The sequence below is a fragment of the Sphingomonas sp. PR090111-T3T-6A genome, from assembly GCF_000383095.1.
Lineage (GTDB): Bacteria > Pseudomonadota > Alphaproteobacteria > Sphingomonadales > Sphingomonadaceae > Solisphingomonas.
On sequence record NZ_AORL01000021.1, the window covers coordinates 1039939 to 1063710 of the forward strand.

Genomic DNA, 23772 nt, shown 5'->3' on the forward strand with positions numbered 1-23772 from the left:
ACCATGCCCACCGTCCGCACCGTCGAACTGGAAACCCCCATTCAGGTCGGCGACAAGCCGGCTGTGACCAGCCTCCAGATCCGCAAGCCCGTCACCGGCGATCTGCGCGGCGGCATCAGCCTCGCCAAGCTCCAGATGTTCGACGTCGACGATCTCAGCCGCCTCCTGCCCCGCATCGCCACCCCGCTGCTCGATCCCGACGAGATCGCCTCGATCGAGCTGCCCGACCTCGACACCATCTTCGACGTGGTGACGGATTTTTTGCTGACGAAAGCGCGGCGCGATGCCGTGGCGGCGATGAGGAAGCAGCTCTCCCAGTCGATGTAGAGGACGTGCAGGCGAACCTGTTCGTCATCTTCCCCGGCTGGACGCCGGACACCTGCGCCGCGATGTCGATCGCCGAGCTCATGCGCTGGCATGACAAGGCCATCGCCCGGCACGGCCCCAAGGAAAGCTAGGCCATGGCCGACCGCAATCTCTCGCTGCTCATCAAGTTCGCGGTGCTCGACAAGGCGCTCGCGCCTTTTCGCGCGCTGCGCATGGGCGCGCGGGATCTCGGCACGGACGTCGCCAGGACGAAATCCGAGCTGGCGAAACTCACCGCGACGCAGAGCCAGATCGGAAAGCTGAAGGCGCTGGAGCAGCGCTTCTCGGCCGACACCGCCGCCATGGCCAAGGAGCGCGCGGAGATCGATCGCCTCAAGCAGGCCATCGCATCGACCGACGGGCCGACCGGCAACATGGAAAAGGCGCTGGCCAATGCCGAGAAGGCCGCCGATCGCCTCCAGCAGCGCCTGTCCGGGACGAGCACCCAGATCGGGACGCTCGGCGGCAAGCTGGAGCGCGCCGGCGTCGACCTTGCCGACGTCGCGCGCAGCGAGGATCGCCTCGCCCATGCCACCTACGAGGCGAACCAGCGCCTCCGGGAGCAGGAGGTCCGGCTGGAGCGGGCGGCCGACCGTCAGGCCAAGTTCCAGCAGACGCAGGCCCTCGGGCAGAAGATGACCGACGCCGGCACCGCCGCGCTGGCGACCGGAACCGCCGTGGGCGCGCCGCTGGTGGCGTCGACGAAGAGCGCGGCGGATTTCCAGTCGCGCATGACGGACATCGCGCAGAAGGTGAACCTGACGCGGGAGGCCGGGACCAAACTCGGCGAGCAGCTCGACGCGCTCGGCCCGAAGGTGGCCCAGACTCCGACTGCCCTCGCGGAAGGCCTCGACGATCTGGCGGGCAAGGGCCTCGACCCCCGCATCGCGATCAAGATGCTGGAGCCGATCGGCAAGGCGGCGACCGCCTACAAGGCCGACGTCCACGATCTCTCCTCGTCCACCTTCGCGGCCTTCGACAATCTGAAGGTGCCGATCGGGCAGACGGGCAAGGTGCTCGACATCATGGCCGTCGCGGGCAAGGCGGGCGCCTTCGAGCTGAAGGACATGGCCCAGTATTTCCCCCAGCTCACCGCGCAGGCGCAGGCGCTGGGGCAGAAGGGCGTCGCCGGCGTCGCGGATCTCGCGGCCGCCCTCGAAGTCGCGCGCAAGGGCGCCGGCACGAGCAGCGAAGCCGCCACCAACGTCCAGAACCTCCTCGCCAAGATCAACAGCCCGGAGACGATCAAGAAATTCCAGAAATTCGGCGTCGATCTGCCCGCCGCCATCAAGGCCGGGATCGCCCGCGGCGAGTCGCCGATCGAGGCGATCGCGGAGCTGGCGAACAAGGCGACGAAGGGCGACACGGCGAAGCTGGGCTTCCTGTTCGAGGATCAGCAGGCGCAGAGCGCGCTCCGGTCGGTGATCCAGAATCTGCCGCTCTATCGCCAGATCCGCGCCGACGCGCTGCGCGCCAACGGCGAGGTGGAACGCGACTTCGCGCAGCGGATGGGCGACGCCAACGCCAAGGCGGCGCACCTCGCCGCCACGACGCAGACGCTCGCGCACGCGCTCGGCAACGCGCTGCTCCCGACGACGGGCGCGGTGATGGACAAGCTCGCCGGCTGGGCGGACAAGGCCGCCATCCTCGCCCAGACCCATCCCAAGCTCACGGCGGGCATCGCCAGCGTGAGCGCGGCCGGCGCCGGCCTCCTCGTCACGCTCGGCGGTCTCGGCCTGGTCGGCGGTCAGGTGGTGAAGGGCTGGGGTTATCTCCGGTTCGCCGCCGACAAGCTCGGCATCCTCCGCGTCCTGCCGCAGATCTTCGGCGCCGTGCGCGTCGCCATGCTGTTTCTGGCGCGGGGAGCGCTTCAGGCGGGCCTGATGCTCCTCGCCAACCCGCTCGTTCTCGCCTTCGTCGCGATCGGCGCGGCGGTCGGCGTCGCCGCCTATCTGACGGTGAAGCACTGGAGCACCATCAAGGCCGCCATTGGCAGCGCCGTCGCCTATATTTCCGGGCTGGGGACCGAGTTCAAGGCGATCGGCGGCCATCTCGTCGATGGCCTCACCGGCGGCATCCTGAGTCGTATCGCCCAGATCAAGGCCAGCATCATGGGTCTCGGCGACAAGGTGATCGGCTGGTTCCGTGCGAAGCTGGGCATCCATTCGCCCAGCCGCGTCTTCGCCGAGGCCGGCGGCTTCCTCACCGCCGGTCTCGCGCAGGGGATCGATCGCACGGCCGCGCATCCCGTCCGCGCGATCGGTCGCGTCGCCGGCGCCGTCGCGACGGCCGCCGTCGCCACGATCGCGCCGGTGCAGCCGCTGGTGTCCCCGGCCGCCGCCGCACGGTCCGCCCAAGGCTCGCCGGCAAGCCCCGGCCACGCGATGCGGCCGATCGAACTCCACTATCACGCGGCGCCCGGCGACAAAGATCCGCGCGGCGATGCCCGCCGTCTCCATCAGGAGCTTCAGCGGCTCGCAGCAGCCGATCGCCGCTCCTCCTATCGGGACGATGATTGATGCTCGCCGCCCTCGGCCTTTTCGTGTTCGACATGACCACGCTGCCGTTCGCGGAGATCGAGGAGCGCGACGAGTGGCGCCACTCGTCGACTCCGCGCTTCCGCGCGCGCCCCGCCTCGCAGTTCCTCGGCATCGGGCAGGCCGATCTGAGCATCATGGGCGCGCTCGTGCCGGAGATCGCCGGCTCCTATTCGTCGATCGACCTGCTGAAGCAGATGGCCGACACCGGCGAGGCCTATGCGCTGGTCGAGGGCACCGGCCGAGTGCGCGGCGACTACAAGATCCTGCGCCTTCAGCAGCGCAAGTCGGAACTGATCGACATCGGCCTGCCCCGCAAGATCGACTTCGCCATCGATCTGATGATCGTGCCGTGACCGACATCGCCAATATCGCCCAGATGCGGGTGACGCTGGACGGCACCGATCTCACCGATCGTATCCAGCCACGGCTCAATTTGCTCCGTCTCACCGAGAAGCGCGGCGGCGAGGCCGACGAGCTGGAGCTGGAGATCGACAACGCGGACGGCCGCATCGCATGGCCGAAGGCCGGCAGGCTGCTGACCGTCCAGCTCGGCTGGGCGCAGGGGCGTGACGTGCGCGTCGGCATGGTCGACAAGGGTAGCTTCAAGGTCGACGAGGTCTCGCTCGAAGGGCCGCCAGACGTGCTGACGGTGCGCGCGCGCTCGGCCGACATGTCGTCGGCGTTCCGCGTCCGCAAGGATGCCGCCTATCACGACACCACCCTCGGCGAGGTGGTGCGCAAGGTGGCCGCCGCCAACAAGCTCGCGCCCAGCATCACCCCGGAGCTGGCGTCGATCCCCGTGCCGGTGCTGGGCCAGACGGCGAAGAGCGACATGGCGCTCGTCCGCGAGCTGGGGCGGCGATACGACGCGGTCGCGACGGTCAAGGCGGGGAAGCTGATCTTCGCGCCGATCGGCGCGGGCACCACCGCCGGCGGCAAGCCGATCACCGCCGTCACCATCGCCGCCAGCGATCAGGACCGCTACCGGATGGGCGAGGTGAACCGCGATGCCTATGACGGCGTCGCGGCCGCGTGGCACGATCAGGACGGCGCCAAGCGGCAGACCGTGACGGCCGGCAAGGCGGACGGCACCCACAAGCGGCTCCATCGCACCTTCGCGACCAAGGCCGACGCCAAGGCCGCCGTCTCCTCGGAATGGAACCGCATCCAGCGCGGCGCGGCGTCGCTCGATCTCGCGCTCGCACTCGGCCGCCCGGAAATCTTCCCCGACCGCACGGCCGAGCTGGTCGGCTTCCCGCCCCCCATTCAGTCCCGGAAGTGGCTGATCGTCGAGGCGACCCACACCATGAGCGCTGACGCCGGGCTGGAAACCTCCCTCCGCCTTGAGACTAAATAATACACACCGATACACATCGCCACTTGCAAGCCGGTTCGTCAGTGTGTATTGATACACACATAAGAGCGGAGCAACCGATGCGCAGTGCCGAAGTCATCAAGAAGCTGGAAAAGGCCTGGTGGACCGAGGTGCGGCAGAGCGGCAGCCACAAACAGTTCCGCCACCCGACGCGGCCCGGCACCGTCACCGTCCCCCACCCCAAGGCGGAGATGGCCATCGGAACGCTGAAAAGCATCGAGAAGCAAAGTGGGGTAAAGCTCCGGTAAGCCGGAGCGCCCTGACCACACACGCCATGGAGGGCAATGTGTCGACCGTTCACTATCCCGCGATCATCGAGCGTGCCGCCGATGGCTTCAGCGTCTTCTTCCCCGATCTGCCCGGCTGCACCTCCGCCGGCGCGACCGTGCAGGAAGCCGCTCTCAACGCCGAGGAGGCCATCGCCGGCCATCTCGCGGTGTCGGCCGAGCATGGCGATCCCATCGCCGACCCGTCTTCCCTCGATGCGATCGAGCGCGATCCCGAGGTGGACGAGGTCGCCCGCATCCTCGTTCGTGCCGATCGGCCGGGCAAGTCGGTTCGCATTCAGGTGACGATGGATGACGGGCTGGTGGCCGCGATCGACCGCGTGACCGGCAATCGTTCCGGTTTTCTTGCGGCGGCTGCGCGACGCGAACTGGCGGCGCTCGCCACGGCATGATCGCGGCTCCTCCCCCGGCCTTCGCCTGCCCCGCCCCGTTCGTCCACGACGGCGATTACATCCGATGCGAGGGCATGAAGGCGATGCGCCTCGCCCGGATCGACGCGCCGGAGCTGTCGGGATCGCCTCGCTGCCGGGGTGCCGCCAGAGTCTATGCGGATTGCGACGAAGGCCGCGCGATCGCGGCACGGGACAATCTCCGGCGCCTGGTGTCGCTCGGGCCGGTGCGGTGCGGAGTGGTCGACGCCGATCCCCGCATTCCCGGCTTCCAGTCGACCGACCGCTATGGCCGGTCCGTCGTCCGCTGCACGGTCAACGGCATCGATCTGGGCGAGGAGCAGGTGCGGCAGGGCTTCGCAGTGCGCTGGCCCCGCCGCTGATTGGCATTACGCGCTATTTCGCTTTCACCAGCGTATCGAGCGGCACGCCAGCGTCGCCGGCCGCGCCCATGAAACTGGTGATGCACATCAGCTTGCCTCCGAAGGCCGCCTTCATTGTCTCGGTCACGTCGTTGACAGCCGAAGGCTTGCCATTGCCGTCCAAGACACCGAGCGTTTTATCGAACGCCATGCTGCCGACCATGTAGGCATCGGAGCAGCTTTTCAGTGCCTTCGCGAACTCATCCCGCGCTTTCCCGCTGCTTGCTTCCGGCGGGGACATGCGGCCGATGGCATCACTCGCCGAAGAACAGGTCTCCTTTGCCTCCTTCACCGGAGCATAGGCGCTATAGGGGTTCCCACCCTGAAGCGCGTCCGAGGCGACTCCCCACGCCTTGTCGCACTGCGATGCTTGGTCGATGAAATCCCGATAGAGATGGATGGTCTGCGCCGTGAGCAGCTTCTTATCATCCGCGGAGGATCGCGCGACCGGGGCGGGCGCGGACGCCGGGGCGTTGTCGGACTTGGCTTTCTCCGGCGTTTTTCCGAAATCCGGAGCAAGCACGATACCAACGATCATCAGCACGATCGACGCGACAATCCGCATCCAGCCCGCGACCCCTTTTGCCGCGAGACGCGCGCCGATCGGCGGAGCGGCTAGAACGGAAGCCAGTGCGATCAGGACCGGCGGCTTCCAAGATCCGCTCGTACAGGCTGCGATCGCGATGAGGGCGAGGCACCCGCACCAAATCCAGCCGGCAACAAGAATAGCGCCGCGCGCAGCCCTGCGCGCCGGCGTCGTAACGTCGTGCATAAACAACACCCCCTACAGGCCGGACCCAGCCTTTACTTCCAACTACCCACCCAGATGACCCGGCCGACGATCGTCATCTCGCCGTCGTCGGCGCGATCCGGCGGAACGGACGGATTATCGGAGAGGATTTCATAGCCGTCGCGGGTGCGACGGAGACGCTTCACCATGCCGACGTCGTGCTTGACGAGCGCGAAAATCTGATCCTGCTGGCGCACTGTGCGCTGGGCTCGGTCGATCATCAGCATGTCGCCATCCTTGATGGTGGGGAACATCGACTCCCCCTCGCCCATAATGAACGCGACATCCTCGATACGCCCGGCGATGCGGCCGCGCAGCCACTCGCGCGGCACGGCGAAGTGACCGAGCACGACTGGCTCCTCAATCAGCACCCCGCCGCCCATCGCGTAGGACAGCGACAAATGCGGAACCCGCACGGCGTCGAGCTGCTCAGCGACCATATCGGCCGTCGGCGCGGGCAATGCGCCAAAGCTCGGATCGTCAGTTTCGCCCGCCAAAAATGTGGTGCTCGTTTGCAGGGCCTGCGCGATGGCATGGATATGCTTCGAGGTCTGGGAGGGGCTCTTCAGGATTGATGCAAACGTCGATTGACGCAGCCCCGCCCGCCGGGCGACCTCGCTTTGCGAAAGGCCCAACTCAATGCGACGCCGCTCGATACGATCCCCTAAGCTCACAACTGAATACCTAACGGATAATCGTTAGAGCGCACCTCGTAGTTTTCGCTTGCACGATCTAACGACTTCTCGTTAGAAGGCGGCATGGAACGAGAACATCGTGATCGGGGGCTCACCCTCGCAATCAAAGCTGCCGGTGGACAGTCTGCCCTCGGCAGGCTGATCGGCCGCCGACAATCAACGATTTCCGATCGCCTGCGCAGCGGCCTCGCTCTTTGGGCGGAGGATGTGTTCACTGTCGAAGCAGCGACAGGTGTCTCGCGCCACGATCTCCGTCCCGACCTCTACCCACGTGAATCTGCTCCCGTTGCCTCGGTTATTTCGGTAGCGGAACAGCCGAACTCCGTCCCCTGCGATCGGCCGGACATTTTGCAGCCGGACAACGATCAATGAGCCGCGCTCCGGTCTCAGACGGCTGGCATTATCGCCTGGTCGAAACGCCCTCGGTCGTAGGCTCGTCCTTCACCTTGATGATGGTGCTCTACCAAGCCGGGACGCCGACCTCCGCTCGCGAGCCGGTGTTCGGCACGGCGGGTGAACTCTCGCCTGCTGAGGCTGTCGACGACATTCGGAGTCGGCTCCGCTTCGTGAGCGCGCTGATAGGCAACGCGCCGATCGTCCAGCGCGGCGAGATCGACGACGGATCGAGCGAGGTCTACGCATGACCAAGCCCCGCCCCACCCTCTCCTTCGAGGCGGCGATCGCCAAGGTCGCCGGCCATATCGGCTGGCGATCCGTCGCGCGGATCTGCGGCCGCTCGCAGCGCACGGTGCGCGCCTGGAGCGAGGTGGAAATTCCCGCCGCGATCAGCATGTACGCCGCGCTCGCGCTGGATACCGCCTATGCGAAGGCCGGCGGCGATGGCGCCCCCTTCCTGTCTTGCTACGCGCTCCGCCTTCAGGCGGACAACATCGCCGCGCTGGCCTCCACGGAGGAGCTGGCGCGCAAGACCGTCATCGCCATCAGGGAAGGCGGGGAGGCGCATGCCGCCCTCGTCGCCGCAACGAGACCGGGTGCAACAGAAGCCGACCGCGCCATCGCCGAGAAGGAAGCCGTCGAAGCCGTTGACGCCCTCACCAACACGATCGCCACCCTCCGTAGTGGGCGGAGGAGCGACGTGTCCTTTGGGGGTCCGCTTTGATGTCCGAGTCCAGTTCCCGCGTCCGCCGCCTCCGGTCCCGATGCCCGCATTGCAGAAGCACTGCCCGCCTCGAAGACCGCAAGACCATCGAGCCCGTCTACGACGAGCTTTACTTCCAGTGCACGAACATCCTGTGCGGCCATACTTGGAAGGCCGGCTTGTGCTTCGTGCATACGATCTCGCCCAGCGCCATGCCGCGCGCCGACCTCAACCTGCCCCTCAGCCCCCGCGTGAAGACGCCGGCGCCGGCCAACGATCCGGCCGTGCCGGACGTGCCGGCGGCGGCGAACGACGCGGGCCATAGCCCCGGATCGACCGAAGCCGGCTGATCCCCGCCGGCACTGACCGGACCCCACGACTGAACGCCCCGCCCGGCAGCAGCACCCCCGCTGCCGGGAACGCCCCCGCCTTGCCTGACGAAAGTGTGCCCGTTGCGCGACGATCTCCTCAACGAAGTGACAGCCCGGCTGAAGCGGGATTACGGCCTGAAGGAGCAGGGCCAGTATCTCCGCAAGGGCCGCTGCCCGGAGTGCAAGGCGAAGGATTCGCTTTTCACCCCGGCGTCCCATCCGTGGGTGCTGCGCTGCGGCCGGATCGAGAAATGCGCCTGGGAAGGCGAGACGAAGAAGCTCTACCCGGACATCTTCGACGACTGGTCCAAGCGCCACAAGCAGACCGAGCGCGAACCGAATGCCGCCGCCGACGCCTATCTGCGCAGCGCCCGCGGCTTCAACATCGCGCCGCTGAAGGGCTCCTACACGCAGGAATATTATCGCGATCCGGATCTCCGGATCGGCTCGGCGACCGTCCGCTTTCCGCTCCCCGGCGGCGGATGGTGGCAACGCCTGATCGACCAGCCCGGCCGGTTCGGCGACAAGAAGGCCACCTTCGCCTACGGCAAGAGCTTCGCCGGCCATTGGTGGCAGCACCCGGCCGTCAGCATGGCCCAGCTCGCCGCCGCGTCCGAGATCTGGATCGCGGAGGGCATCTTCGACGCGATCGGGCTGCACGAGGCCGGCGTGCTCGCCGTCTCGGCGATGTCCTGCAACAATTATCCGGCCGCGAGCCTCGCCGAGCTGCGCAAGGCCGTCGCCGACGCCGGCGGCGCCGGGCCGAAGCTGATCTTCGCGTTCGACCAGGGCGCCGCCGGCGTCGAGTTCACGCGCAAGTTCGTGAAGCAGGCGCGCGCCGATGGCTGGACCGCCGGCGCGGCGCAGGTCCGCCCCGATGGCGAGGGGGACAAGCGCGACTGGAACGATCTCCATCTCGCCGGCCGGCTCGGCGCCGACCAGCTCGAGGAATATCGCTGGAACGGCGACGTCACCATCGCGGCATCGGCCGACGAGAAGGCGTTCCTCATCTACAAGCGGCACAAGACCGCCTCTTTCCCGCTGATCTACAACCAGCGGCAGCTGTGGGCGACCTTCTCGCTGGAGCGGATCGAGCAGGTTCGCGAAGGCCTCGTCGACACCAGCGCCGACTTCGCGGCCCTGTCCTACGAGGAGCAGTGGGACGCCGCCGCGCGTCAGGCGGCCGACATCTCCGAGCTGGCGAACTGCACCTTCCGCACCCTCTATTTCCAGCGCGACGCCAACATGGACGAGGGCGCGTACTTCTTCCGCGTCGATTTCCCGCGCGAGGCCGGGCGGCCGCGCCGCGATGCCGTGAAGGCGACCTTCTCGGGCGCCGCCTGCTCGGCCGGCGCCGAGTTCAAGAAGCGCCTGTCGTCGGTCGCCCCCGGTGCGCAGTGGACCGGCTCGACAGGCCAGCTCGACAAGCTGATGCAGCGCCAGTGGGCGACCATCCGCATGGTCGAGGCCATCCAGTTCACCGGCTATTCGATCGAGCACAAGGCCTATCTGCTCGGCGACGTCGGCGTGTCGAACGGCAAGGTCGCGAAGCTCAACGAGGACGATTATTTCGTCTTCGGGAAACAGGCGGTGAAGCTGCGCACCGCCGATCGCCTGCTCCGCATCGCCTATGATCCCGACAAGCTCAATCTCGGTTGGGTCGCTCCGCTGATCGATGCCTGGGGGCCGAAGGGCCTCGTCGTCACCGCCTTCTACTTCGCCTCCCTGTTCGCCGAGCAGATCCGCGCGGCGCAGGAGAGCCTCGGGTTCCTCGAAGTCACCGGCCCGCCGGGCACCGGCAAGACCACGCTGATCGCCTTCCTCTGGAAGCTGCTCGGCCGCGTCGGCAACTATGAGGGCTTCGACCCCACCAAGGCGACGAACGCCGGTATCGCCCGCACGCTGGGGCAGGTCGGCAACCTGCCCGTCGTGCTGATCGAGGGCGATCGCAATCAGGACGCGCCGCATAGCCGCCGGTTCGAGTGGGACGAGCTGAAGACCGCCTATAACGGCCGCGCCGTGCGCACGCGGGCCATCGCCAACGGCGGCATGGAGACGTTCGAGCCACCCTTCCGGGGCGCGATCGCCATCGTGCAGAATCATCCGGTCGATGCCTCCGACGCGATGCGCGAGCGCATCATGGGCGTGCATTTCGACAAGGCCGGCTGGGGGCCGAACACCCGCACGGCGGCCGAGCAGATCACGCGGTTCGAGCGCGACGACGTGTCGGGCTTCATCGTCCACGCCGTCCGCCGCGAGGCCGAGGTGCTGGAGCGCTACACCACGCGCTTCCGCCACCACTATGCCGAGATGCTCGTCCAGAAGGGCGTGCGCAACGATCGTCTGGCGAAGAACCACGCGCAGCTCGCCGCGATGTTCGACGCGATGCGGCTGGTGGTGACCAACATCCCGGACGCGGCGGCGGATGCCACCCACGCCTTCATCCGCGACATGCTCTCCACCCGGCAGCGCCTGGTCGAGCATGACCATCCGCACGTCGATCAGTTCTGGGAGCTGTTCGACCATCTCCTCGCGATGGAGACGGCCGAGACGGCGATGCCGCTCGACCATAGCCGCGTGCGGACGATCATCGCCATCAACCTCGTCCAGTTCGAGCAGCGCGTCGCCGCGAACAATCTCCGCCTCCCCGGTCAGGGCGGAATGACCGAGCTGAAGCGGCTCCTCAAGGGAAGCCGCACCCGCAAGTTCATCGACAACAAGCCGGTCAATTCCCGCACGAACAAGACCGTCAACTGCTGGTGCTTCGAACGCCCGGCCCACCTCCTCAACGACTGATTTCCGAGAGCGCAGCCATGCAGCCACACCCCAACTCGCCCGCCGTTCCGATGCGAATGGCCGCCGTTCCCGATGGCAAGGGCGGTGTCGTCCACAAGATGGTTCCCGTCAGCGCCGCGCCGGCGCGGAAGGTCAAGCGCAAGGCGCGCCCGGCGCCCGATCCGATCCACGCCAACCCCGAGGCCGCCGCCCAGGCGCTGAAGCTGTTCATCGAACGCATCATGCGCCTTCAGGACGAGATCGCCGAGATGCAGGCGGACGTCAGCGACGTGTTCCTCGAGGCGAAGTCGCAGGGCTACGACAAGAAGGGCATGCAGGCGATCATCGCGCTGCTGAAGAAGGAAAAGAATCTCCGCGACGAAGAGGAGGCGATCCTCGACACCTACAAGACGGCGCTGGGGCTCAACTGATGGCCTCCCGCATCGTCCTCGCGCCTCCGGCGACGCCCGGCGACTATTTCCGCCGCTGCCGCGAAGCCGCCGGACTCCGCGCCCTCGATGTCGCCCGCGCGATCTCGCTCAACGAGAGCTGGGTGCGGTTCAACCACACGCTGATCGACCTGATCGAGCAGGACAAGCACGTCCCCACCCCCGCCTTTCTGGACCGCCTGCAACAGGCCGTCCCCTTCGACCGCGCCGAGCTGCGCCAGCTCGCCGCGCGCCGAACCATCCGTCTCATCGAAGGAGAATGAGCATGAAGCATGCCGTCGTTCAGCGCGTGCCGGAGCAGCCCGCCGCGCCGATCCGCCCATGGGAATATGTCCGCATGCGCCGGCGTTCGGCCGGCCTGACGATCGCGGAGGCCGCCAAGCCCTTCTACCAGCACCACGATCATCGCGAGGATGTCGAGAACAACCTGCGCATGTTCGAGCGGCCCGGAGTCCGCATCAAGCGGGTGCGCGACCTCGATCTCGTCCGCGCCTTCCCCTTCGATCCGGGGATCTACACCCAGCTCGCCGACGATCCGGCCGAGCAGCACCCGCGCCTGTGCCGGCGCTGCGGCTGGGACGAGTGGGCCGGCGGCTTCGACAGGCAGGGCAACGACCTGCGCTGGTCGGAAGAGCAGCCGGCCTTCTGCACCCGCTGCGAGACGGATCTCGCGAACGGGGGGAGGATGTAATGCGCCACGAACGCTTCCCCTCCGCCTCCGTCCATCCCGCCTGGTGCAAGTGCTGCCACCCGGAGACGCGCTCGCTCGGCCAACGCTTCGCCGACGCGGCGGAACCCGGCGATTTCATGGCCCTCAAGGTCGGCCTCTGGCTCGGCATCGCCCTGTGCCTGTTCGTCGGCATCGCCGACAACTGGTCCTCGATCGTCGCCTTCGTGGGAGGCGCCCTGTGACCCCTCGGGCCTTCTGGACCTATCCCGAACTGCGCATTCTCGCGCAACACTATCCGGCCGGCGGCGTGAGGGCGTGCCTTCCGCTGCTGCGCCGTCGCAGCAAGACGGCGATCTACGCGGCAGCGACCGAACTCGGGCTGAAGCGCGACGGCCGCAAGCCCGGTTCCGGCCGCCGCCAGCAGGGCAACGCGAACGGGCTTCGCGCGACGATCGCGATCGTCGACGAGTTGGGAGGCAATGCGTGATCGCCGCCCCTCCCACCAAGCGCGAAGACGATCTGAAGCGGCCCCTTCTGCGGTGGCATGGCGGCAAGTGGCGGCTCGCGCCCTGGATCATCGAGCATCTGCCCCCTCACCGCTGCTATGTTGAGCCGTTTGGTGGTGCCGCATCCGTCCTGCTTCGCAAGCCCCGCACTTATGCGGAGATCTACAACGATCTCGACGCGACGCTCGTTAATCTGTTCCGCGTGCTTAGGGACAGCGAGGCGGCCTCTCGGCTTATTCAGTCGCTCGAGCTCACTCCGTTCGCGCGCGACGAGTTCCTCGAAGCATATCAGCCCGCCGGCGATCCGGTGGAGGATGCACGTCGCACTATCGTGCGGAGCTTCATGGGCTTCGGCAGCGACGGCACGAATGGTGTCTATCGGACGGGCTTTCGCGCCAACTCTAACCGCTCGGGGAGCACGCCGGCGCACGAATGGGTGAATTATCCGAGCGCCCTGCGAGATCTAGTCGACAGGCTCGCGGGCGTCGTCATCGAAAACCGCGACGCGGTGGAGGTAATGCGGGCGCACGATGGACCCACCACCCTTCATTATGTCGATCCGCCCTATCTCCCAGAAACGCGATCGAGCGGGAACCGGCGTCGCGGACAAGGATATCACGTCTACGTCCACGACATGAGCACCGAGGAGCATCTGCCGCTCCTTGCAGCCCTTGCTGGCCTCGAAGGCATGGTGGTGCTCTCGGGATATCCGTCCAACCTCTATGACGAGCAGCTAATCGGATGGCGTCGCATCGAGCGTGCCGCGTTCGCCGACGGAGCTCGAGAACGCACCGAGGTGCTCTGGATCAATCCAGCTGCTCAAGCTGCGATGGCGCAACCCGACCTGTTCGAGGTGGCGGCATGAAGCGCGCAGCCGAGCCGAACGCCTGCGCCGTCACCGGCTGCGACGTCCCGATTAGGCGCGGCATGCTGATGTGCCGCGCTCATTGGTTCGCGACGCCGAAACCGCTGCGCGAGGCGATCACCGACACATGGGCGCGTCGCCGGGAGGACGGGCTCGGCCCGTGGTCGACCAACGTCCTCGAAGCCCGAAAATTCCATTTCCAGAACAGCCCGGCCGCGCTCGCGGACCGGATCACCGGAGATCAGGCGTGAGGCCCACTGACGAACAGATCCTGATAGCCATGCGTGCGCGGCCCGCTGGCATCTTTACCTATGTGATCAAGAACATCCTCGAACTGGAACACGGGTGTCTCGGAATCACGACGGCGTCCGTACGCCGGCGGCTGCTCCGCCTCGAAGCGACCGGCATCGTCGCCAGCAAGAATTGGGGACCGGGCTGCCACACCGAATGGCGGGTGGTGGGAGGCGCCGCGTGACGGGCGCCGACTTCGAGACCGCCATCTATGCGGCCGCCACTCAGGCGGTAGAGGCCATCACCGCCTTCTCCGGAGATCAAGCTGCGCGCTACGCCGCCGGCCTCCTCGATGGCGCCCGGTACGGCGGCGTCCGGATCGAGACGATCGAGAAGGCCGTCGAGATTGTTATGCGCGCGCAGGATGCCGCCTACATTCGTGCGGAGGCGGTTGGCCAATGAACGCGCGCGTACTTGTAGGCTGCGAGCGCTCGGGTGTCGTTCGGCGCGCCTTCGAGGCTCGGGGCTATGATGCATGGTCCTGCGACTTGGCGCCGGCGGACGATCGCAGCAACCGCCATATTCGCGGCGATCTTCGCGACCATCTCGACGACGGCTGGGATCTGCTCGCGGTGATGCACCCTCCCTGCACGGTGCTGTGCAACTCCGGCGCGAAGTGGCTCTACATCGGGGGAAAGAAGGTCAACGGGCCAGATCCTGATCGCTGGCATGAGCTGCGTCAGGCAGCGGCGTTCTATCGTCACCTGCGCGACGCGCGCCAGATCGCGCGCCGTGCCATCGAGAACCCGATTATGCATGGCCATGCGATCGAGCTGACCAAACGAGGCATTACGCAGTTCGTTCAGCCGTGGTGGTTCGGCGAGCCGGCATTTAAGGCGACCGGTTTCGAGTTGATCAACCTCACCAAGCTGGTGCCTACCAAGCGCCTGACACCACCAAAGCCCGGCACTTCCGAGCATAAGGCATGGAGCCGCGTGCATCGGCATAGTGGCTGGGGGCGTCATGCGCAGGATCGCGCACGCAAGCGGAGCGAAACCTATCCGGGCCTCGCTGACGCACTGGCGGACCAGTGGGGCCAGCTTCTCGACGTGAGGGCCGTCGCATGAGCGATCGCTGCCGCAGGAGCGCGCCGACCATGCTCGTCGGGCAGGACGATCTCTTCCCCGACCTCGCGTTGGCTGCGCCGCCCTCATGGCCGTTTCACGGTCTCGGACGACGCCGCTACGGTGCGATCATCGCCGATCCGCCTTGGCGTTACGACAACTGGTCTGTTGCGGGATCGAAGAAGAACGCGATCGATCACTATCCGTGCATGCCGACGGCGGACCTCCGCGAGCTACCGGTCGCCGAACTCGCCGCGCCGGACTGCGCCCTGTTCATGTGGGCGACGGCACCGATGCTCGACCAGGCGTTCGAGCTTCTCGACGCATGGGGCTTCGCCTTCAAGAGCGCGGGATCATGGGCGAAGCAGTCGTCGACTGGCGCCGCCTGGGCGTTCGGCACAGGATATTGTTTCCGATCGGCGGCCGAGTTCTACCTTCTCGGCACGCGGGGTCGCCCTCGCGTCCAGTCTCGATCGATCCGCAACCTGATCGTGGCGCCCGTGCGCGAGCACAGCCGGAAGCCCGATCAGCTCCATGGAGACGTCGAGCGCCTCTATCCCGGCCCCTATGCTGAGCTGTTCGGCCGCCAGCGGCGTCCAGGCTGGGACGTCTGGGGCAACGACGTCGACCGCTTCGCGGTGAATGCCTGATGGAGCTTCTCACTCCCCAACAGGCGGCCAAGCGGCTCCATGTCTGTACGAAGACCCTTCGCCAGCTCAGGCGCGAAGGGTCCATCCGCTATGTTGCCATCACCGACCGAAAAATCAGATACCGGCCCGAGGACTGTGACGAATTTGTCGCCAGCCGCGCCCGGAAGGCTCCAGAATGTCCGTCTACAAGCCGAAAAACTCGCCGTATTTCCACTTCGACTTCGTCTGGAAAGGTCGTCGCTTTCACGGCTCGACGGGGCTCAAGACCAAACGCTCTGCGCTGAGTTATGAGGAAAAGGAACGCGCGAAGGCGGTAAACGGCGGGAAGGAGCGCCCGCCGATCACCCTCGACGAAGCGTCCGGGCTCTATGAAGACAAGGTGGGTGCCAAGCCGTCCTGGCGAAACGTCGAAACCCGCATCAAGGTGCTACTCGCCGAGTTCGCCCCGGCGACGCTGTTGTCGGAGATCTCGCAGCGCGACCTTCTCGGCCTGGTGGCGCGTCGCCGCGACGGACGGGAGAATGCCTCCGTCAACCGCGAAATCGACGACTGGCGTGCGATCTGGCGCCACGCGCAGAAGAGCCGCTTCGATGTAGGCGAGATGCCGGATTGGGGCGCCCTGCGCCTCCACGTGCCCAACAATGACCCGCGCGAGCTGAGCGCGACCGAAGAAACTGCACTGTTCGAGCAGATCGATGATCTGCGGCCGGACCTCTACGATTTCTGTCTGTTCGCCTTGAAGACCGGATGGCGGATGAGCGAGGTGATGGGGCTGCGCTGGTCCGATGTCGACATGAACGCGGCGATCGCCACCACCCGCATCAAAGGCGGGGACGTCGTGAAGCGGCCGCTCACCCAAGAGATGGTTGTCACGATAGCGAACCAGCCTCGTGCGACCGAGCTGCCGGCCGCCGGCTTCGTCTTCACCTATGTCGCTCAGCGCACCAAGCCCGGCTTCACCGACAAGCTCGGCCGCGTGCACCCAGTGAGGCGGAGGGGAGAGCGTTATCCCATGACCGAGCAGGTGCTCAGGCGCCCTTGGGCCGCCGCGAAAAAGGCCGCCGAGGTGGAGAATTTCCGGTTTCACGACCTCCGCCATACGCGAGGCACGCGCATCCTGCGGGCGACGGGCAATCTGGCGGCTGCCAAGGAGGCGCTCAAGCATCGGTCGATCAAGACGACGCTGCGCTATGCCCATGCGAGCGATGACGACATCCGCCGGGCGCTCGATGCATCAGAGTCCCGGACTATTCCCGAAGTCCCGGCTAAGTCGGTCAAAAAAGGGAAGTGATTTCAACGTGATGATCGTTGAACACAGCGACAGTGTAAACGAGCCGCTCTACCGCTGAGCTAACCGCCCACATGCGCCGGAAGCCGCCTCTTAGCGGGCTTTGGCATTCCGGCAAGCCTGTTTCGCCATGCCGCCGGTCAGCCGGCCGGCGCCACGATCCGCCGGGCAGCCGCCAGATAATTGTGCATCACCGCCGCCGCCTGCTCGGAAAGCGCGATGAACACCCGGCGCCCGTCGCGTGGATCGGGGCGGCGGACGAGAAGCTCCTGCTTCGTCATATGCGCGATCCAGCGCAGCGCCGTCGTCGCCGGCACCGCCGCCGCGATGCACAAGCTCGACGCCGACACCGAGCGCCGCCCGAGTCGCGCGCCCATCAGGTCGAGCAGGATGTCCCACGCCGGATCGGCAAACAGCGACGGCACGAAATGTTGCCCACGCAAGCGGCGCAGTCGCAGCATCGCCTGCACCAGCCGCGCATCCGCCGCCGAGCCTTCGACCATCGGCTCCACCTCCTGCGCCGACGGCGGCAGGCGGCGCGCGATCAGCCCCACTTCGTCGCTCAGCCGCTGATCCTCCTCCCGCGAGCTGTCCGACGTGAGCGGCGGGGGCGGTGATAAGAGATCCTCCAGCGCGGCCTCCAGTTCGCCGGGCTCGGGATCGACGAGGATGCGCACGCCGATATCCGCGATCCGCGCCGTCACCACGTCGATGAGCCCCGGCGGCGTCAGGATCAGTGTGGAGAGGCTCCCCACCCGCCCGGCCTGCGCATCGAGCCACATCAGCAGCCCGTCCAGCGCCGCGCCGCCATCCTCCCGCAGATCGACCACGATCCGCGCGCCTGACTGACTGTCGAGCCGGTCGGCGGCCGTGTCGATCGGCTCGCTTGCCGACACCCTGCCCCCCGACAGGATGATGCGATCCGCCAGACGCGCACGCCGCGCCGCATCGTCCCCGAACAACAGCACGGCCGGCGCGCACGACCGGTCATAGAGAATGTCAGCGGGCTGGGCGTTCATCGGGAGACCTCCGTTCCATCTCCGTTCCGGTATTGCACCAGAACGGAGATAGGTCATCCCGGAAACAAATCCAAAACGGAGCGATCCCGATCGCCCCCGGGCATCAGCCGATCCTGGCCCAGGCGGAAGCGATCTCCGAGATCATCTCGCGCGTCTGGATCACGGGCTTGGGATCGTGCCCGCCGACGCCCTGCTCCAGCAGCCGGCGCGCCTCGCGATAGATGGCGGACAGGCCCCGCGCCAGCTCGCCGCCCTGCTGATGATCGAGGCAGCCCTCCAGCCCGAACAGGATCGCGTTCGCCCGCGCCTTGCGCTGGATCGCGCCCGCGCGGGTCAGCGTGCCGTTCGCGGACAGGCCGACCACCAGCGTGTCGAGCGACTTGATGAGTTCCTCGTACAGCACCGCGATGAGCTGGTGAGGCGTCGCGCCCTCCACCTTGCTGGCGATATCGATCGTGCTGTAGCGCGCCTTGGCGGCGGCGTATCCCGCTGTCGCGAACATCGTCTTCTTCCTCTAAATCCTGTCGTTTCCGGGGCCGGTCAGCACCGGGTCAGCTCGTCGATTTCGTCCAGAGATCAACCTGTTGCGTGAGATAGCTCTGGGTCGCCTTGTAGCCCGAGACCAGCGTGTTCATCGTCGTGAACTGCGAGACCAGCCGGTCATGATAGACCTGCACCTGCGTGTCCGCCTTGGCGAGCGCGTCGGCGAGGCTGCTCTTCTGCGTGGTCAGGCTCTTGTTCAGCGCCGTGAGCACGCCGTTGGAGCTATTGGTCATCGCATTGGCGAGGGTCTGGAGCACACCGCCCAGCCCCTGGTTGACCGTGATCGTCACGGTGCCCGGCGCGCCGGACAGGATCTGGAGCGCGAGGCCGTCCGCACCGCTGCCGACGGGCGCCGTCAGGTTCCAGCTCGATGCGTTCATCGGCTTGCCGTTCACCGAACCCGTGGCGTTGCCGCCGTTCAGGGCGGGCGTGATGCCCGAGATGGTATAGACGCCCGAGGCCGCTGCGCCGGCGGCGTTGGTGATCAGCACCTGCCCCGAGCTGCTCGACTGGGAGGTCTGGAACATCGCGGCGACGTCGTTCGGATAGCTGGTCAGCATCTTCGACAGCTTGGTCTGGTCGACCGTCAGCGTGCCGTCGAGGTTGGTGCCGACGCCCAGCTCCGCCAGCGTGCGGACCGAACCCGTGGCGGTGAGCGCGGTCGTCGTCAGCTTGGAGAGCTGGTCCTTCAACTGGCGCATCGAGGTGTTGCCGTACAGCGCCCCCGCAGCGCCCGTGCTCGAAGCCGCCGCCGTCGCGGTGGTGATCTCGCCCATCAGGCTGTTGTAGGCCGTCACGAAGTCGTTGACCGCCTCGTTGATCGCGTCGGTCGGCACCGAGGAGCTGAGGCTCACGTCGCCCGTGCCCGTGAGCGTCATGGAGACGCCCGGGATCACGTCGTCGAAGCTGTTGCTCGGACGCGTGACGGTGACGCCGTCGACCGTGATGCTCGCGTCCTGCGCGGCGGTGGTGAGGGTCATGCCGCCGGTCGCGCCGCCGCCATAGGAAAGGCTGGAGAGCGACTGGCCGCCCGTGCCCGTGTCGCTGCCCGAGACGGTGAAGGCCTGCGCGGCGCCCGTCTTGCCCTTGAGGACGAGCGTGCTGCTGCCGTCCGCCGCCGTCACGACGTTGGCGGTGACGCCGCCGCCCTGCGCGTTGATCGCCTGAGCGATGCCGGCGACCGTGTTGTTGCTGCTGTCGACGTTGATCGTGATCGGGGAGCCACCCGAGACCGTCAGGGTCAGCGTGCCGGTGTTGAAGGTCTGGCCCGACGCGAAGGTGGTCGACTTGATCGATTGCGCCTGGGCGAGCGCATCGACGTGGATGGTCGAGGTGAGGTCACCCAGCGGCACGCCCGCCTTGGCCGTCACCTTCATCACATTGGCGTTGGACGACACCGGCTGCACCTGGAGCGAGCCGCCGTTGATCAGCGTCTGGAGCGACTGCGAGAAGGTGAGGAGATCGCTGGCGATCGAGCCCTCCGCCGAAAGCTGCGCGGTGTTCGTCGCCTGCTTCGCGGTGATGCCGTCTTCCAGCGATGCCTTCTGCGCGGCGGTCAGGCTGGTGATGATATTGTCGGTATCGATGCCCGCGCCGGCGTTGAGCCCGCTCAGGATGGACTGGCCAAGCGACGCGTTGGTGGAGGTCGACGACGACGACGAGGTCGTCGAAGTCGACGCCGCCGTGCTGCCGCTTGTTGCTGAAGTCGTCGTCATGCCCTTGTCCCTTCGGATCCCAGAACGACCATGCCGCGAAAATCTTTACAGGCCGTTCACCGCACCCAGCCGACGAGCTGGCGAACCGCGGCCGAGCCCAGCCGGGCCTGCGCGCGGAGCGACTGATCGCCCGCCGCACCGATCCGCTGCGCCAGTTCAGTGGCCGTGATCGTGTCGCGCGATTCAGCCATGGCTTCTCCCGGCCCGCGCGACAGGCTGCCCATCGCCTCGACCAGCGAGACCGCCGTGGCGAGCCGCGCGCGCATGTCGGAGAGCCTGCGCTCCTCCTCCTCGCGCTCCAGCTCGGCGGCACTTTCCTCGTCGACAAGCGCCGGCCCGCCCTGCGCGGCGTGCAGCGACTTCAGCCAGCGCAGCCGGCGCTCCCGCCGCACCACGCCCTGCCGGGTGGAGAGCGCGCTCGCCACGGAGAGCGCCACCGGCTCCACCGCACCGATCGCCTCGACCCCTTCGATCATCGCCTGCACGCTCCCTCGGGCTGTCCCAAGGGCTAGAACGGCAGCGATCCGCTTTTCTTGAGGCCCGACACGCGAATTAGGCGTCGGGGCGGCCATTCTCGTCGAAGCGGGCTTCGGTGGGCACCTCGACCACGGGCTGGGTGATGCCGTCCGCCATGGCGCGATCGATGTTGAAGACGAAGGCCAGCACCGTCGCCACCGCGATGTAGAGATCTTCCCGGATCATGTGGCCGGAGCGCGTGGTGAAATAGATGGCGCGGGCAAGCTGCGGATAACGCAGCATCGGCACCTTCGCCTCCTCGGCCAGCGAGCGGATCGCGTCCGCCGTCGCACCTCGCCCCCGCGCCACCACGATGGGCGCGGCATCCTGACCGGGGCGGTAGCGCAGCGCGACCGCGAAGTGGGTCGGGTTGGTGAGCACCACGCTCGCCTCCATCACCGCCGAGCGGGCCGAGCGGCGTGAGGCCTCCATCTGCCGCCGGCGGATCGCGCCCTTCAACTCGGGCGAACCTTCGCTCTGCTTGTGCTCGTCCTTCACCTCCTGCTTGGTCATGCGCAGGCGGGAGGTCCGGCGGATCATCTGCGCGGGCACGTCGATGCCGGCGATCAGCACCAGCCCCATCGCCATCACGATCACCGCGAAGACGAAGCTGTGCCCCAGCTCGATCATCGTGCCGCGGATGTCGCCGCGCCCGAGCGTGGTCAGCCCCTTGAGGCGCGAGGAAAGCAGCCACCAGCCGATGCCGCCCATCACCGTCACCTTGGCCAGCGACTTGAGCAGCTCGATCAAACCCTGCGCACCAAAGATGCGCTTCAACCCGTTCAAAGGATTGAGCTTGTCCGGCTTGAAACTGATCGCGCCCCAGCGGAAGCCGAACGCCCCCAGCAGCGCCGGAGCCCCCACCGCCGCCACGATCGTCGCGGCGAACAGCAGCCCCAGCGGCAGCGCGATCCGGCCGAGCTGGGCGGCGAGGGTCGCGCCGGGCTCGAAATCGTCGACCGCACCGCGCCCGAAGCTCAGCGAGCCGCGAAGCAGCTCCGCCAGTCCCTGCACTAGCAGTGGCCCGCCCAATGCGATCCAGCCGGCGCCGACGATCATGACGAGCGCCGTACCCAGCTCCCTGGACTGGAGGACGTCGCCCTTCTCCGCCGACTCCTTCAGGCGTTTCTGGGTCGGTTCTTCTGTCTTTTCGCCGCCTTCGCCCTCGGCCATCTCAGCCCCTCCCGAGCGCGAGCTGGCGGGAGAGATCGAGGCCGCGCTGGATCGAGCTGGTGATCCCGTCGCCGATGGCCGGCGCCGCCACCGCCATCAGGATCACGCCCGCGAGGATGGCGGCGGGCATCCCCACCGAAAACAGGTTCATCGCGGGCGCCGAGCGCGCCAGCATCGCCATCACCACCTGCACGAGGATCAGCGCGAAACCCACCGGCAGCGCGATCGCGACGCCCGCCGCGAACATGTCGCCGCCGAACATCACGACATCGTTCAAACTCCCCTGCCCGAGCCACGCCTGCCCCGGCGGCAGCGCGCGATAGCTGTCCACCACCACGCTGGCGAGCGCGAGATGGCCGTTCATGGCGAGAAAGAGGAAGGTGCCGAGGATCGACAGGAATTGCCCCAGCGCGGGCGAGGATGCACCCGACTGCGGATCGACCATCTGCGCGAAGCCGAGGCCCATCGAGTTGCCGATCACCTCCCCCGCCATCATCGCGGCGGCATAGCCGAGCTGCACCGCGAAGCCGAGCGCGAGGCCGGCAATCACCTCGCCCGCCACCAGGAACACGCCCGCGAAGCTTGCGATGCCGCCCGCCGGAAGGTCGAAGGGCACCTGTTGGATCGCTGGGATGCCGATCGCCAGCGAGATGATGATGCGCACCTGCACGGGCGTGTTCTGCGCGCCGAACACCGGCGCCGCGAGGAAGGCCGCGCCCGGCCGGATCATCGCGATCATGAAGACCCAGAGCTGCGCTTCCAGTCCGACGAGGCCGGTCGGGAACATGGCTACTGCAAGAGGTCCGGGATGCGGTGGTACATCTCGCGCGTGAAGTCGGCGAGGAGCGTCAGGATCGCGCCGCCGAACAGCGCGATGCAGATCGCCACGATCAGCAGCTTGGGCACGAAGGCGAGCGTCTGCTCGTTGATCGAGGTCGCCGCCTGCACCATGCCGAGGATCAGCCCCGCCACCAGCGCCGGGATCAGGATCGGCGCGGAGGCGAGCGCCAGCACCCACAGCGCCTGCTGCGTGACCCCGATGAAATAGTCGGTGCCGACGGCGGGCTCCATGGCGCTATCCGAAGCTCGACGCGAGGCTGCCCATGGTGAGCGCCCACCCGTCCACAAGAACGAACAGCAACAGCTTGAACGGCATGGAGATAATCGTCGGCGACAGCATCATCATGCCAAGCGACATCAAGGTCGTCGCCACCACCAGATCGATCACGAGGAAGGGCAGGAAGATCAGGAAGCCGATCTGGAACGCCGTCTTCAACTCGGAGGTGACGAAGGCCGGCAGCAGGATCGAGAAGGGAATGTCCTTCGCGCTCGCGAACTTCGGCGCATGGGCGATGTTGGCGAAGAGCTGGATGTCCGTCTTGCGCACCTGCCGCACCATGAAGACGTGCAGCACGTCGCCCGAGCGGCTGATCGCCTGCTCCAGCGGCAACTGGCCCTGCCCGTAGGGGACGATCGCCGCCTTGTTGATCTCGTCGATGGTGGGCCGCATGATGAAGAGCGTCAGGAACAGCGACAGACCGACCAGTACCTGATTGGGCGGCGTCTGCTGGAGCCCCAGCGCCTGCCTCAGGATCGACAGCACGATGATGATCCGCGTGAAGCTCGTCATCATGAGCAGCAGCGACGGCAGGATCGTCAGCAGGCTCATCAGGATGAGAATCTGGAGCGAGAGCGACAGCGGCTTGCCGTCGCCCGACACCTGACCCAGCGCGCGGTTCAACGCGCTCGCCTGCACCGCACCGCCCGTCGCAGGGCCCGCGGCGGTCGCCGTCTGCGCCACCACGCCCGTCCCCGGAGCCGCCGCCTGCGCGAAGGCCGGATGCGCCATCAGCAGCGCCGCGATCAGCCCCACGACCATCAGCAGCGCCGGGACCACCCAGCCCCGCCGCCGCA

Annotated in this window: 36 protein-coding genes; 26 read left to right on the plus strand and 10 right to left on the minus strand. The window is 67.1% G+C overall.

Features of this window, described 5'->3' with window-relative positions; all coding sequences use genetic code 11:
- The first annotated feature begins 3 nt into the window (after nucleotides 1–3).
- The 8 genes from ST3T6A_RS20340 (at nucleotide 4) to ST3T6A_RS0115120 (ending at nucleotide 5340) form a co-directional block, all read left to right on the plus strand.
- Nucleotides 4–327: a phage tail assembly protein gene (locus ST3T6A_RS20340; RefSeq protein WP_019833782.1), complete on the plus strand. Its 324-nt coding sequence runs from the start codon at nucleotides 4–6 to the stop codon at nucleotides 325–327.
- Nucleotides 328–332: 5 nt separating this feature from the next.
- On the plus strand, nucleotides 333–458 hold the full coding sequence (locus ST3T6A_RS21230; protein WP_019833783.1) for a GpE family phage tail protein: 126 nt from the start codon (nucleotides 333–335) through the stop codon (nucleotides 456–458).
- Nucleotides 459–461: 3 nt separating this feature from the next.
- The gene (locus ST3T6A_RS20345; protein WP_019833784.1) at nucleotides 462–2885 is read left to right on the plus strand and encodes a phage tail tape measure protein; all 2424 of its coding nucleotides are present in this window, start codon (nucleotides 462–464) and stop codon (nucleotides 2883–2885) included.
- Nucleotides 2885–3259: a phage tail protein gene (locus tag ST3T6A_RS0115100; protein WP_019833785.1), complete on the plus strand. Its 375-nt coding sequence runs from the start codon at nucleotides 2885–2887 to the stop codon at nucleotides 3257–3259. Before ST3T6A_RS20345 ends, ST3T6A_RS0115100 begins: the two co-directional genes overlap by 1 nt.
- Nucleotides 3256–4263 carry a contractile injection system protein, VgrG/Pvc8 family gene (locus ST3T6A_RS0115105; RefSeq protein ID WP_019833786.1) on the plus strand — a complete coding sequence of 336 codons (1008 nt, stop codon included), beginning with the start codon at nucleotides 3256–3258 and terminating at the stop codon, nucleotides 4261–4263. The genes ST3T6A_RS0115100 and ST3T6A_RS0115105 overlap by 4 nt, the downstream gene beginning before the upstream one ends.
- A gap of 77 nt (nucleotides 4264–4340) precedes the next feature.
- Nucleotides 4341–4529, plus strand: coding sequence for a type II toxin-antitoxin system HicA family toxin (locus tag ST3T6A_RS0115110; protein ID WP_019833787.1), 189 nt, complete (start codon nucleotides 4341–4343; stop codon nucleotides 4527–4529).
- 38 nt (nucleotides 4530–4567) lie between these two features.
- Nucleotides 4568–4960 (plus strand): type II toxin-antitoxin system HicB family antitoxin, encoded by a 393-nt coding sequence (locus ST3T6A_RS0115115; RefSeq protein ID WP_026359750.1) that lies wholly within the window; start codon nucleotides 4568–4570, stop codon nucleotides 4958–4960.
- A gap of 74 nt (nucleotides 4961–5034) precedes the next feature.
- Nucleotides 5035–5340, plus strand: coding sequence for a thermonuclease family protein (locus ST3T6A_RS0115120; RefSeq protein WP_235785804.1), 306 nt, complete (start codon nucleotides 5035–5037; stop codon nucleotides 5338–5340).
- Between the two features lie 13 nt (nucleotides 5341–5353).
- Here ST3T6A_RS0115120 and ST3T6A_RS0115125 read toward each other — a convergent pair whose 3' ends face one another.
- Both ST3T6A_RS0115125 and ST3T6A_RS0115130 read right to left on the minus strand, forming a co-directional pair.
- Nucleotides 5354–6151, minus strand: coding sequence for a hypothetical protein (locus ST3T6A_RS0115125; protein WP_157602888.1), 798 nt, complete (start codon nucleotides 6149–6151; stop codon nucleotides 5354–5356).
- A gap of 32 nt (nucleotides 6152–6183) precedes the next feature.
- A complete protein-coding gene (locus ST3T6A_RS0115130) occupies nucleotides 6184–6843 on the minus strand; it encodes an XRE family transcriptional regulator (RefSeq protein WP_083937513.1) in 660 nt (219 codons plus the stop codon).
- Nucleotides 6844–6927: 84 nt separating this feature from the next.
- On the opposite strand from ST3T6A_RS0115130, the gene ST3T6A_RS21235 reads away from it, so the two are divergent.
- From ST3T6A_RS21235 to ST3T6A_RS0115215, 18 genes are all read left to right on the plus strand, one after another.
- On the plus strand, nucleotides 6928–7236 hold the full coding sequence (locus ST3T6A_RS21235; protein WP_083937514.1) for a transcriptional regulator: 309 nt from the start codon (nucleotides 6928–6930) through the stop codon (nucleotides 7234–7236).
- The gene (locus tag ST3T6A_RS0115140) at nucleotides 7233–7508 is read left to right on the plus strand and encodes a hypothetical protein (protein WP_019833793.1); all 276 of its coding nucleotides are present in this window, start codon (nucleotides 7233–7235) and stop codon (nucleotides 7506–7508) included. Before ST3T6A_RS21235 ends, ST3T6A_RS0115140 begins: the two co-directional genes overlap by 4 nt.
- Nucleotides 7505–7984, plus strand: a complete 480-nt coding sequence (locus ST3T6A_RS0115145) for a hypothetical protein (protein WP_019833794.1) — start codon at nucleotides 7505–7507, stop codon at nucleotides 7982–7984. Before ST3T6A_RS0115140 ends, ST3T6A_RS0115145 begins: the two co-directional genes overlap by 4 nt.
- Entirely contained in the window at nucleotides 7984–8313 is a 330-nt protein-coding gene (locus ST3T6A_RS20350; protein ID WP_019833795.1) for an ogr/Delta-like zinc finger family protein, read from the plus strand. Before ST3T6A_RS0115145 ends, ST3T6A_RS20350 begins: the two co-directional genes overlap by 1 nt.
- A gap of 93 nt (nucleotides 8314–8406) precedes the next feature.
- Nucleotides 8407–11130: a toprim domain-containing protein gene (locus ST3T6A_RS0115155; protein ID WP_443024273.1), complete on the plus strand. Its 2724-nt coding sequence runs from the start codon at nucleotides 8407–8409 to the stop codon at nucleotides 11128–11130.
- 56 nt (nucleotides 11131–11186) lie between these two features.
- Nucleotides 11187–11540, plus strand: coding sequence for a GapR family DNA-binding domain-containing protein (locus ST3T6A_RS22065; RefSeq protein ID WP_019833797.1), 354 nt, complete (start codon nucleotides 11187–11189; stop codon nucleotides 11538–11540).
- Nucleotides 11540–11821: a helix-turn-helix domain-containing protein gene (locus ST3T6A_RS0115165; RefSeq protein ID WP_019833798.1), complete on the plus strand. Its 282-nt coding sequence runs from the start codon at nucleotides 11540–11542 to the stop codon at nucleotides 11819–11821. The genes ST3T6A_RS22065 and ST3T6A_RS0115165 overlap by 1 nt, the downstream gene beginning before the upstream one ends.
- Nucleotides 11822–11823: 2 nt before the next feature.
- Nucleotides 11824–12249 carry a hypothetical protein gene (locus tag ST3T6A_RS0115170; RefSeq protein WP_019833799.1) on the plus strand — a complete coding sequence of 142 codons (426 nt, stop codon included), beginning with the start codon at nucleotides 11824–11826 and terminating at the stop codon, nucleotides 12247–12249.
- Complete coding sequence (locus ST3T6A_RS0115175) at nucleotides 12249–12470, plus strand: hypothetical protein (RefSeq protein ID WP_019833800.1); 222 nt, start codon at nucleotides 12249–12251, stop codon at nucleotides 12468–12470. The genes ST3T6A_RS0115170 and ST3T6A_RS0115175 overlap by 1 nt, the downstream gene beginning before the upstream one ends.
- Entirely contained in the window at nucleotides 12467–12715 is a 249-nt protein-coding gene (locus ST3T6A_RS0115180) for a hypothetical protein (protein WP_019833801.1), read from the plus strand. The genes ST3T6A_RS0115175 and ST3T6A_RS0115180 overlap by 4 nt, the downstream gene beginning before the upstream one ends.
- Nucleotides 12712–13599, plus strand: a complete 888-nt coding sequence (locus ST3T6A_RS0115185; RefSeq protein ID WP_019833802.1) for a DNA adenine methylase — start codon at nucleotides 12712–12714, stop codon at nucleotides 13597–13599. Before ST3T6A_RS0115180 ends, ST3T6A_RS0115185 begins: the two co-directional genes overlap by 4 nt.
- On the plus strand, nucleotides 13596–13850 hold the full coding sequence (locus tag ST3T6A_RS0115190; protein WP_019833803.1) for a hypothetical protein: 255 nt from the start codon (nucleotides 13596–13598) through the stop codon (nucleotides 13848–13850). The genes ST3T6A_RS0115185 and ST3T6A_RS0115190 overlap by 4 nt, the downstream gene beginning before the upstream one ends.
- Nucleotides 13847–14074 (plus strand): hypothetical protein, encoded by a 228-nt coding sequence (locus ST3T6A_RS0115195; protein WP_157602890.1) that lies wholly within the window; start codon nucleotides 13847–13849, stop codon nucleotides 14072–14074. Before ST3T6A_RS0115190 ends, ST3T6A_RS0115195 begins: the two co-directional genes overlap by 4 nt.
- Nucleotides 14071–14292 (plus strand): hypothetical protein, encoded by a 222-nt coding sequence (locus ST3T6A_RS0115200; protein ID WP_019833805.1) that lies wholly within the window; start codon nucleotides 14071–14073, stop codon nucleotides 14290–14292. The genes ST3T6A_RS0115195 and ST3T6A_RS0115200 overlap by 4 nt, the downstream gene beginning before the upstream one ends.
- On the plus strand, nucleotides 14289–14957 hold the full coding sequence (locus tag ST3T6A_RS0115205; RefSeq protein WP_019833806.1) for a hypothetical protein: 669 nt from the start codon (nucleotides 14289–14291) through the stop codon (nucleotides 14955–14957). The genes ST3T6A_RS0115200 and ST3T6A_RS0115205 overlap by 4 nt, the downstream gene beginning before the upstream one ends.
- The gene (locus ST3T6A_RS0115210) at nucleotides 14954–15604 is read left to right on the plus strand and encodes an MT-A70 family methyltransferase (RefSeq protein ID WP_157602892.1); all 651 of its coding nucleotides are present in this window, start codon (nucleotides 14954–14956) and stop codon (nucleotides 15602–15604) included. The genes ST3T6A_RS0115205 and ST3T6A_RS0115210 overlap by 4 nt, the downstream gene beginning before the upstream one ends.
- Nucleotides 15604–15888, plus strand: a complete 285-nt coding sequence (locus ST3T6A_RS22270) for a helix-turn-helix domain-containing protein (RefSeq protein WP_083937517.1) — start codon at nucleotides 15604–15606, stop codon at nucleotides 15886–15888. The genes ST3T6A_RS0115210 and ST3T6A_RS22270 overlap by 1 nt, the downstream gene beginning before the upstream one ends.
- On the plus strand, nucleotides 15780–16895 hold the full coding sequence (locus ST3T6A_RS0115215; RefSeq protein ID WP_019833808.1) for a tyrosine-type recombinase/integrase: 1116 nt from the start codon (nucleotides 15780–15782) through the stop codon (nucleotides 16893–16895). The genes ST3T6A_RS22270 and ST3T6A_RS0115215 overlap by 109 nt, the downstream gene beginning before the upstream one ends.
- Nucleotides 16896–17032: 137 nt before the next feature.
- Here the strand turns inward: ST3T6A_RS0115215 and ST3T6A_RS21875 are convergent, their stop codons facing one another.
- The 8 genes from ST3T6A_RS21875 to fliP all read right to left on the minus strand — a co-directional run bounded on the left by ST3T6A_RS21875 (nucleotide 17033) and on the right by fliP (nucleotide 23737).
- Complete coding sequence (locus ST3T6A_RS21875; protein ID WP_019833809.1) at nucleotides 17033–17911, minus strand: winged helix DNA-binding protein; 879 nt, start codon at nucleotides 17909–17911, stop codon at nucleotides 17033–17035.
- Nucleotides 17912–18014: 103 nt separating this feature from the next.
- Nucleotides 18015–18413, minus strand: a complete 399-nt coding sequence (locus ST3T6A_RS0115225) for a flagellar export chaperone FliS (protein WP_019833810.1) — start codon at nucleotides 18411–18413, stop codon at nucleotides 18015–18017.
- A 49-nt stretch (nucleotides 18414–18462) separates the two neighbouring features.
- Nucleotides 18463–20169 (minus strand): flagellar filament capping protein FliD, encoded by a 1707-nt coding sequence (gene fliD, locus ST3T6A_RS0115230; RefSeq protein WP_019833811.1) that lies wholly within the window; start codon nucleotides 20167–20169, stop codon nucleotides 18463–18465.
- Nucleotides 20170–20225: 56 nt separating this feature from the next.
- Complete coding sequence (locus ST3T6A_RS0115235) at nucleotides 20226–20645, minus strand: hypothetical protein (protein ID WP_019833812.1); 420 nt, start codon at nucleotides 20643–20645, stop codon at nucleotides 20226–20228.
- A 76-nt stretch (nucleotides 20646–20721) separates the two neighbouring features.
- On the minus strand, nucleotides 20722–21858 hold the full coding sequence (locus ST3T6A_RS0115240; RefSeq protein ID WP_019833813.1) for an EscU/YscU/HrcU family type III secretion system export apparatus switch protein: 1137 nt from the start codon (nucleotides 21856–21858) through the stop codon (nucleotides 20722–20724).
- A 1-nt stretch (nucleotide 21859) separates the two neighbouring features.
- Nucleotides 21860–22645: a flagellar biosynthetic protein FliR gene (gene fliR / locus ST3T6A_RS0115245; RefSeq protein ID WP_019833814.1), complete on the minus strand. Its 786-nt coding sequence runs from the start codon at nucleotides 22643–22645 to the stop codon at nucleotides 21860–21862.
- A gap of 2 nt (nucleotides 22646–22647) precedes the next feature.
- Nucleotides 22648–22929, minus strand: coding sequence for a flagellar biosynthesis protein FliQ (gene fliQ, locus ST3T6A_RS0115250; RefSeq protein ID WP_019833815.1), 282 nt, complete (start codon nucleotides 22927–22929; stop codon nucleotides 22648–22650).
- 4 nt (nucleotides 22930–22933) lie between these two features.
- A complete protein-coding gene (fliP, locus tag ST3T6A_RS0115255) occupies nucleotides 22934–23737 on the minus strand; it encodes a flagellar type III secretion system pore protein FliP (RefSeq protein WP_037538827.1) in 804 nt (267 codons plus the stop codon).
- Between the last annotated feature and the right edge of the window lie 35 nt (nucleotides 23738–23772).

Excerpts from the sequence above, each read along its gene's own strand:
- ST3T6A_RS0115225 (WP_019833810.1), bottom strand. The coding sequence starts at position 18,413 with ATGTTCGCGACAGCGGGATACGCCGCCGCCAAGGCGCGCTACAGCACG.
- ST3T6A_RS0115170 (WP_019833799.1), top strand. The coding sequence starts at position 11,824 with ATGAAGCATGCCGTCGTTCAGCGCGTGCCGGAGCAGCCCGCCGCGCCG.
- ST3T6A_RS0115175 (WP_019833800.1), top strand. The coding sequence starts at position 12,249 with ATGCGCCACGAACGCTTCCCCTCCGCCTCCGTCCATCCCGCCTGGTGC.
- fliQ (WP_019833815.1), bottom strand. The coding sequence starts at position 22,929 with ATGGAGCCCGCCGTCGGCACCGACTATTTCATCGGGGTCACGCAGCAG.
- ST3T6A_RS22270 (WP_083937517.1), top strand. The coding sequence starts at position 15,604 with ATGGAGCTTCTCACTCCCCAACAGGCGGCCAAGCGGCTCCATGTCTGT.
- ST3T6A_RS0115110 (WP_019833787.1), top strand. The coding sequence starts at position 4,341 with ATGCGCAGTGCCGAAGTCATCAAGAAGCTGGAAAAGGCCTGGTGGACC.
- ST3T6A_RS22065 (WP_019833797.1), top strand. The coding sequence starts at position 11,187 with ATGGCCGCCGTTCCCGATGGCAAGGGCGGTGTCGTCCACAAGATGGTT.
- ST3T6A_RS21235 (WP_083937514.1), top strand. The coding sequence starts at position 6,928 with ATGGAACGAGAACATCGTGATCGGGGGCTCACCCTCGCAATCAAAGCT.
- ST3T6A_RS0115190 (WP_019833803.1), top strand. The coding sequence starts at position 13,596 with ATGAAGCGCGCAGCCGAGCCGAACGCCTGCGCCGTCACCGGCTGCGAC.
- ST3T6A_RS0115100 (WP_019833785.1), top strand. The coding sequence starts at position 2,885 with ATGCTCGCCGCCCTCGGCCTTTTCGTGTTCGACATGACCACGCTGCCG.
- ST3T6A_RS0115145 (WP_019833794.1), top strand. The coding sequence starts at position 7,505 with ATGACCAAGCCCCGCCCCACCCTCTCCTTCGAGGCGGCGATCGCCAAG.
- ST3T6A_RS20350 (WP_019833795.1), top strand. The coding sequence starts at position 7,984 with ATGTCCGAGTCCAGTTCCCGCGTCCGCCGCCTCCGGTCCCGATGCCCG.
- ST3T6A_RS0115235 (WP_019833812.1), bottom strand. The coding sequence starts at position 20,645 with ATGATCGAAGGGGTCGAGGCGATCGGTGCGGTGGAGCCGGTGGCGCTC.
- ST3T6A_RS20345 (WP_019833784.1), top strand. The coding sequence starts at position 462 with ATGGCCGACCGCAATCTCTCGCTGCTCATCAAGTTCGCGGTGCTCGAC.
- ST3T6A_RS0115240 (WP_019833813.1), bottom strand. The coding sequence starts at position 21,858 with ATGGCCGAGGGCGAAGGCGGCGAAAAGACAGAAGAACCGACCCAGAAA.
- ST3T6A_RS21875 (WP_019833809.1), bottom strand. The coding sequence starts at position 17,911 with ATGAACGCCCAGCCCGCTGACATTCTCTATGACCGGTCGTGCGCGCCG.
- ST3T6A_RS0115215 (WP_019833808.1), top strand. The coding sequence starts at position 15,780 with ATGTCCGTCTACAAGCCGAAAAACTCGCCGTATTTCCACTTCGACTTC.
- ST3T6A_RS0115165 (WP_019833798.1), top strand. The coding sequence starts at position 11,540 with ATGGCCTCCCGCATCGTCCTCGCGCCTCCGGCGACGCCCGGCGACTAT.
- fliR (WP_019833814.1), bottom strand. The coding sequence starts at position 22,645 with ATGTTCCCGACCGGCCTCGTCGGACTGGAAGCGCAGCTCTGGGTCTTC.
- ST3T6A_RS0115205 (WP_019833806.1), top strand. The coding sequence starts at position 14,289 with ATGAACGCGCGCGTACTTGTAGGCTGCGAGCGCTCGGGTGTCGTTCGG.
- ST3T6A_RS20340 (WP_019833782.1), top strand. The coding sequence starts at position 4 with ATGCCCACCGTCCGCACCGTCGAACTGGAAACCCCCATTCAGGTCGGC.
- ST3T6A_RS0115210 (WP_157602892.1), top strand. The coding sequence starts at position 14,954 with ATGAGCGATCGCTGCCGCAGGAGCGCGCCGACCATGCTCGTCGGGCAG.
- ST3T6A_RS0115125 (WP_157602888.1), bottom strand. The coding sequence starts at position 6,151 with ATGCACGACGTTACGACGCCGGCGCGCAGGGCTGCGCGCGGCGCTATT.
- ST3T6A_RS0115120 (WP_235785804.1), top strand. The coding sequence starts at position 5,035 with ATGAAGGCGATGCGCCTCGCCCGGATCGACGCGCCGGAGCTGTCGGGA.
- fliD (WP_019833811.1), bottom strand. The coding sequence starts at position 20,169 with ATGACGACGACTTCAGCAACAAGCGGCAGCACGGCGGCGTCGACTTCG.
- fliP (WP_037538827.1), bottom strand. The coding sequence starts at position 23,737 with ATGGTCGTGGGGCTGATCGCGGCGCTGCTGATGGCGCATCCGGCCTTC.
- ST3T6A_RS0115140 (WP_019833793.1), top strand. The coding sequence starts at position 7,233 with ATGAGCCGCGCTCCGGTCTCAGACGGCTGGCATTATCGCCTGGTCGAA.